Source organism: Mesorhizobium sp. M1322, from assembly GCF_040318085.1.
Taxonomy (GTDB): domain Bacteria; phylum Pseudomonadota; class Alphaproteobacteria; order Rhizobiales; family Rhizobiaceae; genus Mesorhizobium.
Window position 1 is genome coordinate 34790 of record NZ_JAMYLP010000006.1, and the last position, 16984, is coordinate 51773.

Annotated in this window: 17 protein-coding genes and 1 pseudogene; 15 read left to right on the forward strand and 3 right to left on the reverse strand. The window is 57.2% G+C overall.

Translation table 11 applies throughout. From position 1 onward, the window contains the following. Positions 1-35 precede the first annotated feature (35 nt). The 3 genes from NKH12_RS03860 to NKH12_RS03870 are packed head-to-tail and all read left to right on the forward strand — an operon-like array spanning position 36 to position 4546. A complete protein-coding gene (locus NKH12_RS03860) occupies positions 36-1244 on the forward strand; it encodes a T6SS phospholipase effector Tle1-like catalytic domain-containing protein (protein ID WP_352508305.1) in 1209 nt (402 codons plus the stop codon). Between the two features lie 48 nt (positions 1245-1292). Then, positions 1293-3227: a gluzincin family metallopeptidase gene (locus NKH12_RS03865; RefSeq protein ID WP_352619023.1), complete on the forward strand. Its 1935-nt coding sequence runs from the start codon at positions 1293-1295 to the stop codon at positions 3225-3227. Then, positions 3209-4546, forward strand: a complete 1338-nt coding sequence (locus NKH12_RS03870; RefSeq protein ID WP_352951960.1) for a ComEC/Rec2 family competence protein — start codon at positions 3209-3211, stop codon at positions 4544-4546. Before NKH12_RS03865 ends, NKH12_RS03870 begins: the two co-directional genes overlap by 19 nt. Positions 4547-4701: 155 nt before the next feature. Here NKH12_RS03870 and NKH12_RS03875 read toward each other — a convergent pair whose 3' ends face one another. Next, positions 4702-6657: a hypothetical protein gene (locus NKH12_RS03875; RefSeq protein ID WP_352619027.1), complete on the reverse strand. Its 1956-nt coding sequence runs from the start codon at positions 6655-6657 to the stop codon at positions 4702-4704. 300 nt (positions 6658-6957) lie between these two features. Here NKH12_RS03875 and NKH12_RS03880 point away from each other — a divergent pair, with 300 nt between their 5' ends. After that, the gene (locus tag NKH12_RS03880) at positions 6958-7239 is read left to right on the forward strand and encodes a hypothetical protein (protein WP_352686003.1); all 282 of its coding nucleotides are present in this window, start codon (positions 6958-6960) and stop codon (positions 7237-7239) included. A 7-nt stretch (positions 7240-7246) separates the two neighbouring features. Here NKH12_RS03880 and NKH12_RS03885 read toward each other — a convergent pair whose 3' ends face one another. Next, complete coding sequence (locus tag NKH12_RS03885; RefSeq protein WP_352457909.1) at positions 7247-7498, reverse strand: DUF6074 family protein; 252 nt, start codon at positions 7496-7498, stop codon at positions 7247-7249. A gap of 75 nt (positions 7499-7573) precedes the next feature. Here NKH12_RS03885 and NKH12_RS03890 point away from each other — a divergent pair. The 10 genes and pseudogenes from NKH12_RS03890 to NKH12_RS03935 all read left to right on the forward strand — a co-directional run. Beyond that, a pseudogene (locus NKH12_RS03890) lies at positions 7574-7771 on the forward strand (transposase); the annotation flags it as partial. Positions 7772-8414: 643 nt separating this feature from the next. After that, entirely contained in the window at positions 8415-8612 is a 198-nt protein-coding gene (locus NKH12_RS03895) for a hypothetical protein (protein WP_352643113.1), read from the forward strand. Between the two features lie 665 nt (positions 8613-9277). Continuing rightward, positions 9278-9505: a hypothetical protein gene (locus tag NKH12_RS03900; RefSeq protein ID WP_352457911.1), complete on the forward strand. Its 228-nt coding sequence runs from the start codon at positions 9278-9280 to the stop codon at positions 9503-9505. Positions 9506-9779: 274 nt separating this feature from the next. Next, positions 9780-9998 carry a hypothetical protein gene (locus tag NKH12_RS03905; protein ID WP_352457912.1) on the forward strand — a complete coding sequence of 73 codons (219 nt, stop codon included), beginning with the start codon at positions 9780-9782 and terminating at the stop codon, positions 9996-9998. Positions 9999-10181: 183 nt separating this feature from the next. Continuing rightward, positions 10182-10433 (forward strand): DUF982 domain-containing protein, encoded by a 252-nt coding sequence (locus NKH12_RS03910; RefSeq protein WP_352884863.1) that lies wholly within the window; start codon positions 10182-10184, stop codon positions 10431-10433. Positions 10434-10656: 223 nt separating this feature from the next. Beyond that, positions 10657-10902 carry a DUF982 domain-containing protein gene (locus NKH12_RS03915; protein WP_352479083.1) on the forward strand — a complete coding sequence of 82 codons (246 nt, stop codon included), beginning with the start codon at positions 10657-10659 and terminating at the stop codon, positions 10900-10902. Positions 10903-10910: 8 nt separating this feature from the next. After that, positions 10911-11156, forward strand: coding sequence for a DUF982 domain-containing protein (locus NKH12_RS03920; protein ID WP_352638187.1), 246 nt, complete (start codon positions 10911-10913; stop codon positions 11154-11156). 139 nt (positions 11157-11295) lie between these two features. Next, positions 11296-11397 carry a DUF982 domain-containing protein gene (locus tag NKH12_RS03925; RefSeq protein WP_352951990.1) on the forward strand — a complete coding sequence of 34 codons (102 nt, stop codon included), beginning with the start codon at positions 11296-11298 and terminating at the stop codon, positions 11395-11397. A gap of 536 nt (positions 11398-11933) precedes the next feature. Next, complete coding sequence (gene ligD / locus NKH12_RS03930) at positions 11934-13832, forward strand: DNA ligase D (RefSeq protein WP_352884865.1); 1899 nt, start codon at positions 11934-11936, stop codon at positions 13830-13832. A 107-nt stretch (positions 13833-13939) separates the two neighbouring features. Next, positions 13940-15604, forward strand: a complete 1665-nt coding sequence (locus NKH12_RS03935; RefSeq protein ID WP_352951991.1) for a DNA polymerase/3'-5' exonuclease PolX — start codon at positions 13940-13942, stop codon at positions 15602-15604. A 21-nt stretch (positions 15605-15625) separates the two neighbouring features. Here NKH12_RS03935 and NKH12_RS03940 read toward each other — a convergent pair whose 3' ends face one another. Continuing rightward, complete coding sequence (locus NKH12_RS03940; RefSeq protein WP_352884866.1) at positions 15626-16264, reverse strand: hypothetical protein; 639 nt, start codon at positions 16262-16264, stop codon at positions 15626-15628. A 374-nt stretch (positions 16265-16638) separates the two neighbouring features. Here NKH12_RS03940 and NKH12_RS03945 point away from each other — a divergent pair, with 374 nt between their 5' ends. Further along, positions 16639-16953, forward strand: a complete 315-nt coding sequence (locus tag NKH12_RS03945; protein WP_352467863.1) for an alpha/beta fold hydrolase — start codon at positions 16639-16641, stop codon at positions 16951-16953. Positions 16954-16984: the final 31 nt, after the last annotated feature.

Genomic DNA, 16984 nt, shown 5'->3' on the forward strand with positions numbered 1-16984 from the left:
AGTCTAGATACATCAGTGCGGGAGCGTAAAACAAGGTGGGGAAAAACATTGTCGTCTGCTGCGACGGTACGGGCAACCAGATCGAGCGCAATCTCTCGAACGTTTTGAAACTGTTCCGCATCCTGAAGAAGAATGAGGAACAGCGCGTCTATTACGACGCTGGCGTAGGCACGATCGGCGCCAGCAACGCATGGGCCCGTTGGCGGCAAAACACCAAATCGGTGTTTGAACTGGCCACGGGATATGGGCTCGACGCTGAAATCGCGGGCGCCTACGCATTCATCTGCCGGCACTACGTCGAAGGGGACGCAATTTTCCTCTTTGGCTTCAGCCGCGGTGCCTACACAGTCCGCGCCGTTGGGGGCCTGATCCACATGATCGGCCTGCTGCAGCCGGATCAGCTTAACATCGTTCGATATGCTGTAAGCTCCTATAAGCAGGCCAGCGACGAGAACGACCTAAACGTCGCCTGGCACTTCTCCAAAGTCTCTGGAGCCCGAGACGCTCGTATCAAATTTCTTGGTGTCTGGGATACGGTTGCGTCGGTCATCGTGCCGCGAAGGGACCGACTTCTGCCCCAGCTCCAGACACTGCCACATACAAGGACCAACCCGAGCGTCGAGGTCTTTCGCCACGCGATTGCGATCGATGAGCATCGTCGCATGTTCCGGCTGAACCGGTGGGTCGAACCACAGCCGTTTGTCGAAGATCCTTTCGACAAAACTGCGCCAGCAAAAGAGCAAGATATCAGGCAAGTCTGGTTCGCCGGGTGTCATTCGGATGTTGGTGGTGGCTATCCTGAAGAGGACGGCGCTATCTCTAAGTTTCCGCTCGACTGGATGATTGATGAAGCCACGGCGTTTGGACTGCAGATCAACTCTCGGATGCGGGAGCGCCTCGTCTTCGGAACAGGGGAGGGCGAGGGGAAGATGAACTTCGTGGGCCCGAATCCACTTGGGGCCGTGCACGATTCAGTGACGTGGGGCTGGAAGCCGCTCGAGTGGATTCCAAAATCGGTCAAATTGCGTGAATGGAAGCGAAAATCCGCCCTCGGTTTCTATCTTCCGCAGGCCGAGCCTCGCATGATCGAGAAACAGGAGCCGCGGCCGTTTGTTCATCAGTCGGTTCTGGATCGGAAGGCAGCCATCTTGGGATATAAGCCAGAGAATTTTCCAACGGCGTTCGATGTTGAGCCTTATGGTGACCTTATGAAAGATCGCCTGGCAAAAGAAGCCGGCAGTTAGGGTAGAGAGTCGTAACGTCTCCAAGTTCACGATTGCAGGGGGATGCAGATGGCGAAAAAGAGCAGTCCCGTTAAGAAGGGTGAAAAGGCTGTCGCGGTGGCCCTGTCACCTGCTGAGACGCGAGACGTCTACGCCTCTCGACGGTTCCTGGATGGGGTGACGCAGAAGAAGCTCGGCCTCAAGGTCCGCTTCGACACATATTACAAGGACCCCCTTGTCGCGAAGAATAATCCCGGCCTGGAAATCGATGACGATTTTTATGTGCCTTGGGAGCCACGCATTGGCGACGGCCCCACAAGTGCGAGGTTCGCTATTGTCGATTACGACAGCACCAGAAATACGTTGGAAGAACCGGCCAAATGGAGCGTCGGCGAGAAGGTTTTTCTCGATCCGAAGGGGCGTAGGATCGATCGAGCGTTAAAAGAAACCGCTCACTTCCGCCAGGTCAGCACTTGGGCAATTCTGCAAAGCACACTTGATTTCTTCGAGAGCCCAAGCGGCCTCGGCCGGCGCATCTCTTGGGCGTTCGAAGGCAATCGGCTTCTGGTCACGCCAAATGCCGGTTACGGCGCAAATGCCTATTATGATCGCCAGAGCAAATCGCTCCAGTTCTACTATTTTGACGACGACAACGGTCAGCGTATTCACACCTGCTTGTCCAGCGATATCGTCAATCACGAGTTTGGTCATGCACTGCTGGATGGCATTCGGCCTTATCTTCTGGAAGCGGTCTCACCACAGACAGGTGCCTTTCACGAATTCCTGGGGGACTTGACCGCAATCTTGATGACGCTGCGGAACAATTCGTTCCGTAAGGAGCTTGCGGCCAGGACCAAGGGCCACTTGAAGACGAAATCCGGTGACGAACTCATCGCATCTGTCGCCACAGAGTTCGGCAACGCCGTGTCAGGACAACCATACCTTCGTAGTGCGGGTAACGAGCATTTTCTGGGCGAATACAAGGATGAGATCGAACCTCACGCGCTCTCGGAGGTGATGACCGGAGCGATGTTCGACATCTTCGTTGCCTTGACCGAGCAATATCTCAAACGAGAGCGCAGCGACGGGGAGACACACACTCCGGCTCAATCGCTACAATATGCGGTCGCTCAGATGCAGATAATTGCCATCCAGGCGCTTGATCTTTTGCCGCCAGTCGAGGTTACGTTCAACGACTACGCGCGCGCTGTCTTGCGCAACCTCGCGATCGCAAACCCAACTGATCCCACCAACTATCGCGAGATGATCGCGGACATTTTCGTCCACCGCGAGATCATGACCGCAGAGGAGAGAACCGACCTACTGGTGCGCGCGCCCTTGTACGATCGGATGCCAGGAACAATTTCGCACGACCCGGAGCTTATCGGGAGTTCGCGTGCAGCGGCCTATCGCTATCTCGATGACAACCGCGACAAGCTCTTCATTCCCGACCATGTCGACATCATGGTCGATGAGGTCTTCACCTCCGAGAAGATGGTCGGTCCAGGCCTCTTCCAGCCCAAACAGATCATCCTCCAATATCTGTGGCGCGAGAACTTGGCGTTAGCGGGGACGCAGTTTGGCTCCTTTAGTGGCAAGACGACCAGCCTGCTCTGTGGCGGGACGATGGTCTTCGACGTCAATGGCAGCCTGCTTTATTGGGCGCGCAAGCCAGGCAGCGAACCCTTTGCCACCGCAAGCGTGGCGATGGAGAAGATAAAATCGCGCAAAAAACTCTTTGGCACCGAGCAGGTAGCCTTGGCTGAACTCGAGGCTGGCAAGCAGCGCAGGCAGGAGTATCTCGATGCACTTGCCAGACGCATCGAGGAGGGGATGGTTGGTGAAGAACTTGCCGGCCCCGAAGGTCTTGTTGGAAGCCTTACACCGCCACTGATCGCGCGCGAAGTTGACGGCTCAGTTCGGTTTGAGCTCTCGCCGCACTTTCATGTTTACGATGCCGATGATTCCAGCCTGGGAGCGCTTAGATGGCAAATGAGCTCCTGATCCGCCTTTATGATGTCGGTCTGGGCGACTGCATCTATGTTCGCATCCCCGGCAAAACCGACAAGAAGGAAGATGCATTCCATATGCTGATCGACTGCGGCACCTGGAGCGAAGGGAAGCTTCTTGCCGCAGCGATGAAACAGCTCGAGAGCGAGTTGCCAGACGCACAGGACGGAAAAAAGCGGCTCGATCTTGTCGTTGTCACGCACGAGCACAAGGATCACATAGCGGGCTTCGATCCCAAGCTATTCGAGAACATGAAGGTCGGCACGGTTTGGATGAACTGCGCCATGGATCCCAAACATCCGCAGGCGGGAAAGACCCGAAAAATTAGAGGGGTCGCTGAGCAGGCCATGCGGGGGCTTGCCGCGCTTGGGCCGAGTCTGAGCCCTCGCGCAAGCGAGCTCTTGTCAGTTTTCCAGATTGACAACAAAGGCGCCATGCAGACCTTGCGCAAGACGCTGCTCGATGGCGGAGAGCCGACCTATGTGCATGCCGGCGAAACCAACGAAACACATGGCATTGAACTCCATAAAGCGAAAATCAACATCCTTGGCCCGGAGGCTGATTTCGATCGTTATTATCTCGGCGCGACCGCTCAGCGAACATTGAAGGGCGTGCTGGGAGCGGCCGCGTTCGACGCGGAAAAAGAGTTTGATGCCACTGCAAAAGCGCAAGAGCCGCCTTTGCCCCGCAATATCAGCCCGGCCTCTTTTCGCGCCCTTCGTGCCCGCATGCAGTCGAACGCTTTGGCATTCGCGGAACTGGATGGCACTTTGAAAAACAATTCCAGCATCGTTCTGCTGATCGAATGGAACAAGAAGCGCCTGCTGTTTATCGGGGACGCCGAATGGCACGGCGACTTCAAAGAGGGCAAGATGAATGGCTCATGGAACGTGATGTGGAACGAGCGCCGAGATCTGCTCGGCAAAACAGTCGACTTCCTCAAGATCGGCCATCATGGCAGTGAAAACAGCACACCCTGGGACATGGGCAAAGGAAAGCCCAGCGAAGCGACTGCGATCCTGGATGCAATCCTGCCGGTACCGGCGGCCGGCCAGCAGTCGAAAGCGACAGCGGTCGTGTCGACCGAACGAGGGAAATACCGCACGATTCCGCGTGGCCTGTTAATGACGGAAATTGCTCGGCGGGTTGGCGATACCCGAATTTACAAGCCTGATCTCGAACACTTCAAACCGAAGGATCCCGCGGACTTTGAGACCTATGAGAGGGAATGGCTGGATAAAGCTCAGCCATTACGCACTGACTTCGAGCGGATTAGGGAAGGAAAGGGCTTTATCGACGTGGTTTTGAGCTGACAATTACGGCGTGCACGCTGGTCAATTTTGTCAGCTATTGCACATGAACATAGGACATTTCGGTACCCATTGGCAGCTTCGCGCGTGAACTCGACTGAAGCCGATGTGCCGGCTGAAGATGCATCTCAGAACGGGCGATTGAACCCGTCATGGCTCTATCGATTATCGACTAGATTGAGCTTGTCGAAGAAAATACGATTACGCTTTTTGGCGTCGCTGAGCATCTTCGTGTAGTCCATAACCTCGTAGTAGACCCTGTGATTGGCGTGATAGCCGTAGAATCCCTGCTTGTCCGGCGTCATTGTGGCATTGAAGTCAGTGAGAACTTGCCTGAGTTTTGGCGTTAAGTCTGCCACCACGAAAATCGTGGCCGGAATATCTGCGTTCGCGATTGGGATCGCTCGACCCTTATGTAGGTACTTACCGCCGCGGATCGCGTTGATCACTTTTGCGGCCTGAAGAACGGGGTTCTCATCACCCGCATACTTGTTGCGCCCCGGTTGCTTGAACTCAATCACAATGATTGAGTTCAGCGGATGCTCGTCGTCGGGCCGCTCACCGCTGAAAATAATTTTTTCATCAAAGATGACGATGTCGCCTCTCTGCTTATCCTTCGAATCTACGACTGACAGCGCGTTGTTTCGCTTATCGGACGAAATGAACGAATGGAATGTGAGGCGCTCGTCGATCATCCAGAGATTCTGCTCGCTGGAGGGGATATCTTCAGAGCTATGCTGCATTGGAAATACGAGCTGATGCACGACCTTTTCGAGCGGGTAGTTCTTCTTGTCCTCAGGCAACTTGACTGCGCGTTCGAGGAAATCAAGGATGATCCGTCTGTGCTGAACGTACTGGGCTAAGGCTGACACTCCAAGCTCATTGTACCGGTCCAGGAATTCGGTGAACTCCTTGTGGTATGACTCGTAATCGGTGATCTTGCTCGCCTCGCGAATGATGCGAGTGCTGTCTTTCTTGAGTTCAGTCTCCCGCAAGAACAGTTCCCGGTGGAGTATGCCTTCCATCTCAGACCGAGACGGTGTCGGAGTGATCTTGTTTAAGAAGCTGCCGGCGTGCTTGAGAAGCATCCGATATTGTGGCGCCTCTTCTTGCACGTACCGACGAATCCTATCGAGCTTGACAGAGTTGATGGTCTCGATGACATCCTTCAGATCGTCCTCCACGAACGCTAGTGCCGAAGCGCGTATATCCGTTTTTGGAATGAGCTTGTGATCCGAGAGGGGAAGTTCAAGCTCGGCATCATCAGGATTGCCGAACTCGAAATCGGTACGATTGGTGTTGACGTGTTCGGTGAGGTAAGGGCTCTGGACGATGCCAAGGTAGAAAAACGCCTTGCCGTCGTAGTCCTCAAGCCGGGATGTCAGATTTGGAAGATGGTCTGCTAGGCGGTCGCTGAGGACTGACCGTTGATCCGCAGCGTAGACAAGCTTGTGCTTGGTCGCCCGTGAGGTGGGAAGTCGGAAACCATGTAAAGTGAATGAGTATCCACCGACTTCGAAGGGATAAGCCGAAGCCGTGGCCTTATAGTCTCTTTCAAAAATTTCTTTGAGGTTATGCTTGAGCCCAAGGTCGTTAACCTGAACCGCCGGACACTCCTCGTCCATCAGTACAAGGATGAAGTGTTCGATGAGTTTCTGGATAAGCACTTCCGAGGTGCGGGGGCACTGCCCGTGATATTCCGGCCTTAGTTCCACAAGCTCGATTGTTGTGCCTGTCGCATGTCGCGTGACAGATTTGGGGAGGCCGCGCAGGTCGTCTACATCGTAGTTCTCGTCAAAGGTGAAAGCTCGAGTGAGCAATGCGCCGTCGTCATCCTTGAACGTGCTTTCGATGCGCGCAAATGCAAAGGCCTTGAGCCAGGTGAAGCGACCCAAGCCCTTGCCGCCTCGGCTCAGTTTGTGTGGCGAGAACGCAGTATTAAAAGAGTCGTAGTTGGCATCGTCGAGACCGATGCCGTTATCAATGACTTTGAACCCGCTGATCGGCGGAACTTCCAGGTCGAGTTGACGGCCGTCGCGAACGACCTCGACCGTCATGCGTCCGGGCGTACCCGTCGGCAGTTTCGCTTCCTTGATTGCCTGAAACGAGTTCATGACTGCTTCGAACAATGGCAGCAATGGGCGCCACTGCAGTACGGTGGTCTGCCGTACCTGGTTAGCGATATTTACACGGATAGACATTAGCCGCCGTTGCCCCTTGCGCCGTATCCTACCACTAGATGAACATTCAGGCCGCGCAAGTGATACCAGGTTCTCCTTTTACACACAGCGGTGTCATCAAGACAGAACCGGGCGGAAAGACCTCGGACCCTTATAGGCATCTCAGTGCGAGAATGACGCGAACCATACTCGATGTTCATGCTTCGTGCTTCGAAAGTCGCATAAGATTGCAGTGTGGAACTCAACGGCGGCTCATTGGTTTTGCGGGTTCAGCTCGTGGAAAAGGTCCGTCGGCCTTCCGTGAATGCGGGTTTCCGCATCGCCTACCTCGATTTGGTCGATGACCGCCGGACAGGCGAGGCGGAGCCGTATCTCGCCCGAGAGTACATTCGCGCGCATGATTTCGACGAACGCGCCTATCTTTTCATCCGCAGTGAGAAACCTGCGTTTGACGGATGCAGTGGTGCTACGCTTGTGGAGCCCGGGGCGTCTCTATGCGGCAATCCTTCATCGTGAGCCGATGCTATTGTGCAAGTTTCGCAGCACTGCGGGTGGCGATATCGCCCAAGACAGCATGAAGAAGCGTTCCAACTTCCTGTTCGGCGACCCCGGGTGCAATTCCTGATTCGGACAGTTGAACGAGAATTGCCTTGGCGGTGTTGCGCCAGAAGGCGTTCGCGTCCTTCCCGTTCTTGGATTCCAGGACCCGGGCGATCCCTTCGACCAACTTCCGCCGCCGATGCAGCGGAAACGCGCTTATGTTTGAATCACACATCGATCACCTCACCCCTTCAGTCGCGCGAATAAGCATTGGCGGGTGAGAAAATTTGGTTAACAGCGCTTTTGGACAATGGTCAGCAATGGAATAAAGCGTCTACCCAACAAGCCAAGAGGTGTGCCACGTGTTGATGATCGGCGCGTGCTGAACGGCATCTTCTGGGTGCTGCGCTCCGGTGCTCCATGGCGCGACCTGCCTCAGCGCTATGGCCCGCGCACCACCTGTTGCAACCGCTTCGTCCGATGGCGAAAAGCAGGTGTGTGGCTGCGCAGTAACGAGTCTACGGCCTAAGGTTTGCGGAGCCTCACGCCGGCGCGGCTGCCGTTCTCCGGGATGAACTCGACGCCGGCGGCCTAGAGGGCGATGCGCAAGGCAGCAACGGTTCGCTCTTGTGTGGAGCCCTGTCGGGCCGCGACATCTACTTAATGTCTATTTTAGACAGTCGCCGCGACCATAACTTTTGATAACAGGTCAGGGTCGCGGGATGCCGAGCCGCTTGAAATACCGGGTTACGTCCGGATGCTCGCGATCGTCCCGCCTCAACCGCGCAAGCGCGTCATCATCGCCGGCGAGCGCCATAGCCAAACCGGGAGCGCTTATTCTCCACGGAGCACCGGGCATTGTCTGGTTGTGAAGACGGTGCTTGATCACCAGCCGCCTGAGTGTGTCTTCGCTTACGTTGTAGTCGTACCTGAACAGATCAATGGCCCTCTGGACCGTGATCCCTCTGCCCGTGGGATGTAGAGCGGCCGAAGCCGTTCGCCTGTTGCCGGCGCTGTTTTGACACGGCGCGCATTGGTCATTCGGCCCATCGCGCTTTTCTGCGGCCCGCCGTTTCGCCCGACATCAGGGAACGATATCGCGCCCCATGTATTAGAAACCCATGGACACTATGGAACCCCACGGCCACGGGATGGCGGCCGATCTTTTGACATCGGAAGTTGCCAATGCCAGGCAGCGCATCCGCCAGACCGAGCTCGCGCTTCAACGCACTGAAGAAATGCTGGCCGAAAATCTCGCGCTGTGCAGCAGGATACGAACTGCGGTCGAGGCTGCAGACGGCTTGGTGAAGATCGATCCCGCCAGGTTTGAAGGACGTCGCGCGGGTTGAACTGGGCCGGCGTTCATTCGCCTTGCGGCACCCTGCCGCAAGAGCCTGCCCGTTGGCATCACAGCGTGAGCAAACATTGGACAGAAGCATTCCAACGTTCACGATGTGCAACGCCGACGCTAGATAGACACGAATTTCAGTTCAAAGAGCGAGGTTAATGCTGCGGCAAACGAAGGGGGCACGGGGGGGTCTTCGCGCGAGCCAGTTATCCGATCTCCCGCTCAGAAATCTCAGCCAAAATGTTCCGACCTCCTGATGGAACCCGTTCGTTGCGGGCGAGTTACGGCTCATTGGGGACGGACTTCCCGAACATGACAACGAGCAACAAAGCAGACCATCAGTCTGTCTCCGGAGCGTTTCGGAAACTGATCCGTTCCGAAGGCTATCGTCATAACGTACAAACGTTCTTAAATCTGGAGATCGAACCAGAACTGCCGCCAGCCCTACAGTCATTACTTGCGGCTATTGATGGGGCCAAACAGGGGCCGACGGAAGAAGGTCCCTAGCCGGCTGGCTGAGCGCCAAAGCGGAAGAGTACAGAGGCTCGCTCCGTACTTGTTTCTCTGGTTCCCGCTCAGAAATTCCGGCAAACATTTCTTCTTGATTTTTCCCGACAGAGGATCATGAATGTCCCCTTGGGTTCTCGCTGAGGTGGGAGGCCTTGTATGAACGTTTGGACGAACTGCCGACCCGACAAAGTGACTGCCAAACACCTTGTTCACGAGCTGATCCTACAAGCCCGTCGCGGCCAAATCATCTCCGTCAAAGAGACTATCGCAGCGGTGCGCCGAGACGGGCCACATCTGGCGGAAACTGACTGCGAGCTGGTGGAGTTTATTGTCAATGTTGCCCCAGCCTTTGGCCTGTTCGTCGGGTTCGATCTTCGCGAATAGCCTCATGGCAACCCATTGGTTCTCGCCTGCGGTGTACGTCAGGACAGACCGACCTGGGATTGTGGGAGAAAGGCGGCTCGAGGCGCGTCAATAGGATCGAGGAGGAGCATGAGGGTCTTCGCGAGCTGGTGTCCGATTCCCACCACAGAAATTCTACAGACATTCCTGACTGTCGCGGCCTAGCACCGTGCCAATTTGTACGATTCGTACATGGCGTTGATGTCCGTCAGGAAGTGAGTAGATTCCCCTTCGGCGTGTCCCTGGGGAGGGCTGGATGAGCGTCGCGCAAAGGGTCGGTCCGCTTCTAGAGCAAGCAATCACTGTACTCCTCAACAGGGCGGACCGTCGCGATACGGTCTCGATCAAAGCGGCACTACGCGAAGCGCGGGAGGCTGCGCCTTATTTGGTGGCCTCCGACGAAGAACTAACCGAGGCAATCGTCGAGGCAGCAACTGCCATGGGCCTCTGCGTGGCTTTCGACGCCCAGGAGTAGCTGTCAGCCAACTTCAGTCACTGTGGCATCGCAACGGAAGCGCGCAGTCCTGCGTCATTTTCAATAGTCAGAGGTAATCCGCAATTACCGTCGCAACCTGCTCACTCTGCCTGTAGAACGGGAACTGGGCTGAGCAAAAGTATTTGCTGGAGGAACTTGATCGGGCCGACAAAGAGTGACCGCATGGCTCTCCACTGGTTCAACCCTCCGGTCCCGGTCAAGACCGAACGTCCCGGGATCATCCACAACGTCAACAACGCCGAGACTGCCGGCGAGGAGCTGATGAAGTGGACCAAGCGTGGCCCTTGCTGGGACCTCGCGGTGCGCGTTTGCATGGCCGTGATTTTCGACGAGATGGAACCTGAGGAGGCCCGCAAGGCATTCCTGGCTGCTGCAAAAGAGGAGGGGACATTACTCCCCCCAATGACAAACTAACTAAATTGGATGCGGTATAAAATTCTAGGTGTCTCTTACCAACACCGCCTTCGGGAAAGGAGCCCGCCGCCGGTGAGGGAGAGGCGACGGACCCCCCACAGCGGCTGCACATCCACGAAGAATCCCGCTGCCACCTCTAAACCCGCGAGGGCCTACATCGTTCCCTTAGCTGCGGCTAAAGCGGGGTTGGTCGGCGGGCTCTTGCCGCTCTAAGTTCCCCCTTATGGGTCCTCTCTGGTTCTCTCCACCGGTCTACGTGAAGACGAAACGTCCGGGCATTCGCAATGGGGTCAGCCACGTCGAGGGAGCCGCCGAGGAACTCATGGCGTGGGACACAAACGGCCCCAAGTGGACCAAGGCGGTCCAATCCTGCGTGGATGCGTTCGAGGGCAGAGCCTCCCCCCATGAGGTCCGTGAAGCCTTTGAGGCGGCTGCCAAGGAGGCCAACGTGTATCTCTCCCCTGAGTAGGAGGTATCATGGCGCCCATCTGGTTCGTCCCTCCGGTGTTCGTGAAGACTGAAACCGGTGTCAGGCATGGCTGCGACAATGCGAAGGAAGCCCTTGAGCACCTCAAAATGTGGACCCGCCGGGGGCCTCGCTGGCATAAGGCGGTGACCCTCTGCCTGTCAGCCTTGGAGGGCGATTCGATTGACCCCCACATAATACGAAAGGCCTTTGAGGCTGCCGCTAAGGAGGCCAACGTGTATCTCTCCCCTGAGTAGGAGGTGTCGTGGTAACCCATTGGTTCTCCCCTCCGGTGTACGTTAAGACCGACCGACCTGGGGTCACCTACGGGTGCAACAACGTCGAGGGTGCCGCCGAGGAACTCATGAAGTGGACGGACCTAAGTGGAGGAAGGCTGTGCAACTGTGCGCCGACGCCCTTCAGGACCGTGTGACTCCGGAAGAGGTCCGTCAGGCTTTCGAGGCTGCTGCCAAGGAGGAGAGGGTGCTGCGTGAGTAGCAGGCCGGTGCCCATGGCTATGTTGGGAAGGACCCGTTAGGCTGTCTAATGCTGACCAAGTCCGCGCTGCTCGAAATAGACCCGGATACGAGAGCATTCACTCTGGTCGGCGCATTCATGGGCATTTTGCACTTCTTGAAACTGGCATCGGAGCTGCTCTGGGCGAGGTACTTGGCCTCAATGGGGCACGTCGAGTAATCATCAATCGTAACATGGGGTTCGACGAGAAGATCAAACCGTACCCACAGGGGACCGGAACCGGAATGTCAGGCTTCTAAAGCCGATGGCAGAAACCGGATACGCTGTGGCGGCATTTGAGGGCACGTTCCTGCTCTTGATTATTGCCTGTGAGCTGTGCGCGAAAATCGGGAATGGAAGGGCCGGAGGCAGGAAGCACGGCCTCAGGCCGAGGCGATAATCAAGCGGGTCGGCAATGATCGCGAAAGCTCAACTCGGCCGGCAGCGAAACTAAAGAAGTAGTCGCGCGTTGGACGGCGGATAACGCTGTTTCGTCTCTGAGCATGGTTTAAGTCAGAGTGGTCAAGCCAACATCGCATAAGGCAATCAATGCGTCGAGCGCTAGTCAAGCGAAGTCGCCCGCTCGTGACGAGGTCACTTTAGCGACGCCCGCTTTCCGGCCGGTCCAACTCGCAACGCTCGTGGACACGGTCCCTGCCGGCGATCGTTGGATCCATGAAATGAAATACGACGGCTATCGTATTCTCGTTGCCGTCGGCGGTGGCGAGGCGCGAGCCTACACACGATCTGGTCTGGACTGGTCTAGCCGTTTTCCCTCGGTCCTCTCCGAGGCTCGCAACCTCAAGGTGCGCTCCGCCCTGATTGACGGCGAGGCCGTGGTTGTCGATGCGGAAGGAAGATCTAACTTCCAGGCGCTTCAGAATGCATTGAAGGGTGCCCCGGCGACTATCGACTTTTATGCGTTCGATCTGCTTCAGCTCGACGGCGAAGATCTGACAAGGCTTCCTCTTCTTGAGCGCAAGGCGAAGCTGGAGGCGATCTTGCCTGCGAAAAATCCGGTCCTTCGTTACTCCGACCATATCCTCGGCCGCGGAGAAGAGCTGCTCGATCGCTTCTGCGCAGCCGGCCTTGAGGGCGTCATCTCAAAACTCGCGGATTCGAGTTATGTGGCGGCCCGCGGCGCAAGCTGGCTGAAGATCAAATGCATCAGGCGGCAGGAATTTGTGATTGTCGGCTGGACGCCGTCCGACAAGGTCCGCGCGTTTCGGTCCTTGATCCTTGGCGTTCATGACGGCGGCAAGCTGCGTTACGCCGGGAAAGTCGGCACCGGCTTCGATACCGCTGAACTTCTTCGTCTCTTGAAGATCATGGCGCCTCTCGAGCAGAAGGCCGCCACCGTCGACGCACCACGCGCCGAAGTGCGCGGCGCACACTGGCTCCGTCCGAAACTGGTCGCTGAGATTGCCTTCACCGAAATGACAAATGAAGGGACGTTACGACATCCGAGCTATCTTGGTCTTCGCGAAGACAAGAAGCCGGAGGCGGTCGTGCTCGAGACGGAACGTCATGCAGCCGATCTCGCCGCGTCTGCGACAACCGCCATCGCGATAAGTAACCGTGACCGCGTCATCTATCCGGAGTCCAGCATCACCAAGGGACAGCTCGCCGACCATTACGCAGCGGTCGCGGCGATCATGCTTCCTTGGGTTGGCAGCCGGCCGATCAGTCTGGTTCGATGCCCACAGGGCCGCGCGAAGAAGTGCTTCTTCCAAAAACACGACGCCGGCAGCTTTGGCGACAAAGTCCACCACGTCGGCATCACGGAGAAGGACGGGCACGAGGAACCATATCTCTATGTCGACGATGCCGACGGACTGATGACTTGCGTCCAGATGGGAACGATTGAGCTGCATGGATGGGGGGCTCGGATCGAGGATGTCGAAAAGGCCGACCGCCTCGTGTTCGACCTCGACCCCGATGAAGGCCTCGATTTTGAGGCCGTCCGCGCCGCTGCCTTTCAGTTCCGCGCTATCCTTAAATCGCTGGGACTTACGACTTTTCCGATGCTGACGGGAGGCAAAGGAGTGCACGTCATCGCGCCGCTCACCCCTGACGCCGAGTGGCCAGAGGTGAAGGACTTCGCGTCTCGCCTGGCGCAGGCGGTCGCCCGGAGCGATCCGGCCCATTTCACGGCCGTGTTGTCAAAGGCGCGCCGCAAGGGTCGCATCTTTGTGGACTATCTACGCAATCAGCGCGGGGCGACCGCGATCATGCCCTACAGCGCAAGATCACGTCCGGGCGCTCCTGTCGCGGCACCGATCACGTGGGCGGAGATGAAGACAATAGATGCGCCCTCTCATTTCCACGTGGGCGATGCTCCTGAATTGAAGAAACGCGCAGCCTCCAAAGCTCTGGCTGGATGGGGTCGCGCTGACCAATCCTTGCCCAATCTGTAGCGTCCGACGCGTGGACAGGCAGTAAAGCCGGGGTTCAAAGGGCAACGCGGCGCTCATGGCCTTGCCTGATTGGAACCTGCGGAGATCGGCCTCGTTTGGCTGAAGCCATGGCAAAAATCGATCCGAGGACCGTCGCCAGTCTTTTGAGGGAATACGCACAACGGGCGTCTATGCGCGGCGACAATCCCTATCGGACAAAGGCATACTTGCGCGCGGCAGACAGTCTCACGGCGCTGTCGCAGCCGCTTGATCGGATCATCGCCGCCGGCGCCCTCACCAAGATCCCGGGGATCGGTGACGCGATCGCAGACATCGTGACCAAGCTTTACCAAACCGGCACGCACCCGAGCCTTGAGAAGCTGCGCGAGGATGTTCCAGCGGGCGTGATGGAGCTGTTTGCCATACCCGGGCTTCGTCCCGATAAGATACTGAAGCTTCATCAGGCGCTCGGCGTGAACTCGCTGGCGGAGCTCGAGGCCGCAGCAAGAGAAGACCGCATACGCCCAGTCAAAGGCCTCGGCGCCGCGCTTCAGACAAAGCTCCTGCAGAACCTGGCCATCGTGCGAAGTGGCGAAACGCAACTTCACCTGCACAAGGCCGCCGCCCTTCTCGAACATGCGGTCATATCGGTGAAGCAAGAGCATCCAGAGTTTTCGCGCGTCGAAATTGCAGGCGACTTCCGGCGCGGTTGCGAGCTCGTTTCCGACTTCGCCCTGGTAGCGCAGGGCAGAAAGTCGACGACTGGAATCGAGGATACGACGCTCAGGCTTGTTGTCACGGACAGGAAGCACTTTGGCGCGAGCCTGCTCGAAGCAACCGGTTCGGCAGACCACTTTGAGCAACTGAAGACGTTCGCGGCCGACAAGGGATTCACCCTAAACGCCGACGGGCTTCATCGCGGGAGAAAGCTGATCGCGTCAGCGACAGAAGAAGAAATCTACCAAGCTCTAGACTTGCAGTTTATCGAGCCTGAATTGCGCGAAGGCAGGGACGAGATTGAGCGGGCGGCAAAGCAGAAGCTACCCGCCCTCGTTCGGGATGAAGATCTGCATGGCATCCTGCATTCTCACACGACCGCATCCGATGGCACCGAAACGCTTGAGGCAATGGCGGAAGCCACGCGCAAGCGCGGTTTCGAATACTATGGTGTCGCCGATCATTCGCAGTCCGCTCACTACGCAGGCGGCCTTTCGGTGCAGGAGATTGCTGAACAGCACCGCGAAGCTGACCGGCTGAACAAGGCATACAATGGAAAATTTCGCATACTGAAGGGCATCGAAGCGGACATCCTGGCGGATGGCTCGCTCGATTACCCGGATCATATCTTGGAGCAGTTCGATTTCGTCGTCGCGAGCGTGCACAGCCGCTTCAAGTTGCCGAAGAAGGAGCAGACGGAGCGTATCATTGAGGCGGTCGGAAATCCTCGGACGACAATCATCGGGCACATGACCGGTCGCCAGCTGTTGCGCCGGCCCGGTTATGATCTCGACGTCGAAAAAGTCCTCAAAGCGTGTGCGAAACACGGCGTCGCTGTCGAAATCAACGCACATCCGTGGCGACTCGACCTCGACTGGCGCTGGCATCAAAAGGCACTCGATCAGGGCTGCATCTTCAGCATCAATCCGGACGCTCATTCGATCCGCGAGCTCGATCACATGCATTGGGGTGTCGAGATGGCGCGCAAGGGCGGTGTCCCTGCGAAGCGGGTCCTGAACGCGATGCGTTTGACGGCCCTCCTTGCGCATCTCGCACGGCGCAGGCAAACGTCCTAACCTGCTTGTGCGCCCGGCCTATCAGCGCAGGAGTCCGTCCTTCTCAAAATCTTCCCAGCCGCGCAAACTGGCGTGCGAGTTTTCATCGGGGCCATAGCCAGCTGAAGCTGCAGTTCCGCGACCGCTTCTTTGAGCGCGTTTCATAGCGGCCTTGCCCGCGGCTCGCCGCCTATTCTCTGCAGCTGTCGCTGCGTCCTGTTCGCGCCAGACCGTAACCAGGTCGCGGTCAAGCACATCCTCCACGTACTGCGGGTCGAACACGTGAAAGGTGATGTTCCTTGCCCGCCCGCGCAGTTTCACCGTTTTCGTCCCGGCGCTCTGCAAGCGACCATCTTTCAGCCAGCGGTGCCGTTCGGCCGTCGAGATCGTCAGAATGTCCTCGATTTCACGGGGGATTACGGGCAGGTCTTCGATATTCTGCAGTGCTTTGGATATGATCCCGAATACCACCTGCCCATCATTCTCGGCGCCCTCAGACAGGCGCAGGGTAAGCACGCGGGACTCGATATTGAGCAATTTCCTGAACTCCGTTGGAAGGCGGGCGCGTATTTCGAGAAAAATACCCCTCGCTCTGACCGACGATCCAAACGTTGCAGCCGGGGTTAAAGGCCACTCTCCAATCAGCTTCGCTGTTGCATTGATTTTACGGCGCGTGGACATGCCCCTTTATATAGGTCCCCGATAGTCGGCAGCGATGAGCCGATCGCAAAGCCAATATGAGTTCTAATCCGCCAGCGGTCTGAACCACGATGCCCAAAGGGGCAACCACGATTGTGAGCGGGGCCGTTTGCAACTTCGGCTAACAGGAAACGGCAGAGTTGATCTCGAAGTGCGATATCAGGCGCGTCGCCGCCTGGCGGCTTTTTGGGGGCCGTTTGCTGTCCGTCCGGTTATTGCCGAGGGACCAGTTAAAGCCGCCGTTCGGCTCACGACCTCTTCGCGGAATACAAGGCAAGTTCAGATCCCGCGGAAGCCGACATTGAACTGCCTCTCCGTTTACACGTTTGGCAAATGTTGCGAATGGAGGGAGTTGCATGTTTGAAGGTTTCTCGCTGGAGCAGATCAAACTTCCGGAAGCGACGCTCAGAGTGCGGGTTGGTGGAAGGGGCCACCGCTTCCTGATGCTGCACGGTCATCCTCGCACCCATGCCACTTGGCATCGCGTGGCGCCGATTTTGGCTGAGGAATACACCGTAATTTGCCCTGGTCTTCGGTGCTCGCCCTTGCGGTGTGTCGCAACACAATCAGCGCGTCCGGTTTGCCGTGAACAGATCTTGCTGATGCACCAGTTCGTCCGCGACGGGCTGACGGAGGCGGCGTGTGCCATTCGGGTGGATGGCCGAAAATAACCCCACCTCTGCATGACGCGAATTGTCCCAG

Coding starts and splice junctions, on each gene's coding strand:
- NKH12_RS03895 (WP_352643113.1), top strand. CDS start 8,415: ATGGCGGCCGATCTTTTGACATCGGAAGTTGCCAATGCCAGGCAGCGC.
- NKH12_RS03900 (WP_352457911.1), top strand. CDS start 9,278: ATGAACGTTTGGACGAACTGCCGACCCGACAAAGTGACTGCCAAACAC.
- NKH12_RS03945 (WP_352467863.1), top strand. CDS start 16,639: ATGTTTGAAGGTTTCTCGCTGGAGCAGATCAAACTTCCGGAAGCGACG.
- NKH12_RS03920 (WP_352638187.1), top strand. CDS start 10,911: ATGGCGCCCATCTGGTTCGTCCCTCCGGTGTTCGTGAAGACTGAAACC.
- NKH12_RS03870 (WP_352951960.1), top strand. CDS start 3,209: ATGGCAAATGAGCTCCTGATCCGCCTTTATGATGTCGGTCTGGGCGAC.
- NKH12_RS03910 (WP_352884863.1), top strand. CDS start 10,182: ATGGCTCTCCACTGGTTCAACCCTCCGGTCCCGGTCAAGACCGAACGT.
- NKH12_RS03865 (WP_352619023.1), top strand. CDS start 1,293: ATGGCGAAAAAGAGCAGTCCCGTTAAGAAGGGTGAAAAGGCTGTCGCG.
- NKH12_RS03905 (WP_352457912.1), top strand. CDS start 9,780: ATGAGCGTCGCGCAAAGGGTCGGTCCGCTTCTAGAGCAAGCAATCACT.
- NKH12_RS03935 (WP_352951991.1), top strand. CDS start 13,940: ATGGCAAAAATCGATCCGAGGACCGTCGCCAGTCTTTTGAGGGAATAC.
- NKH12_RS03885 (WP_352457909.1), bottom strand. CDS start 7,498: ATGTGTGATTCAAACATAAGCGCGTTTCCGCTGCATCGGCGGCGGAAG.
- NKH12_RS03915 (WP_352479083.1), top strand. CDS start 10,657: ATGGGTCCTCTCTGGTTCTCTCCACCGGTCTACGTGAAGACGAAACGT.
- NKH12_RS03940 (WP_352884866.1), bottom strand. CDS start 16,264: ATGTCCACGCGCCGTAAAATCAATGCAACAGCGAAGCTGATTGGAGAG.
- NKH12_RS03875 (WP_352619027.1), bottom strand. CDS start 6,657: ATGAACTCGTTTCAGGCAATCAAGGAAGCGAAACTGCCGACGGGTACG.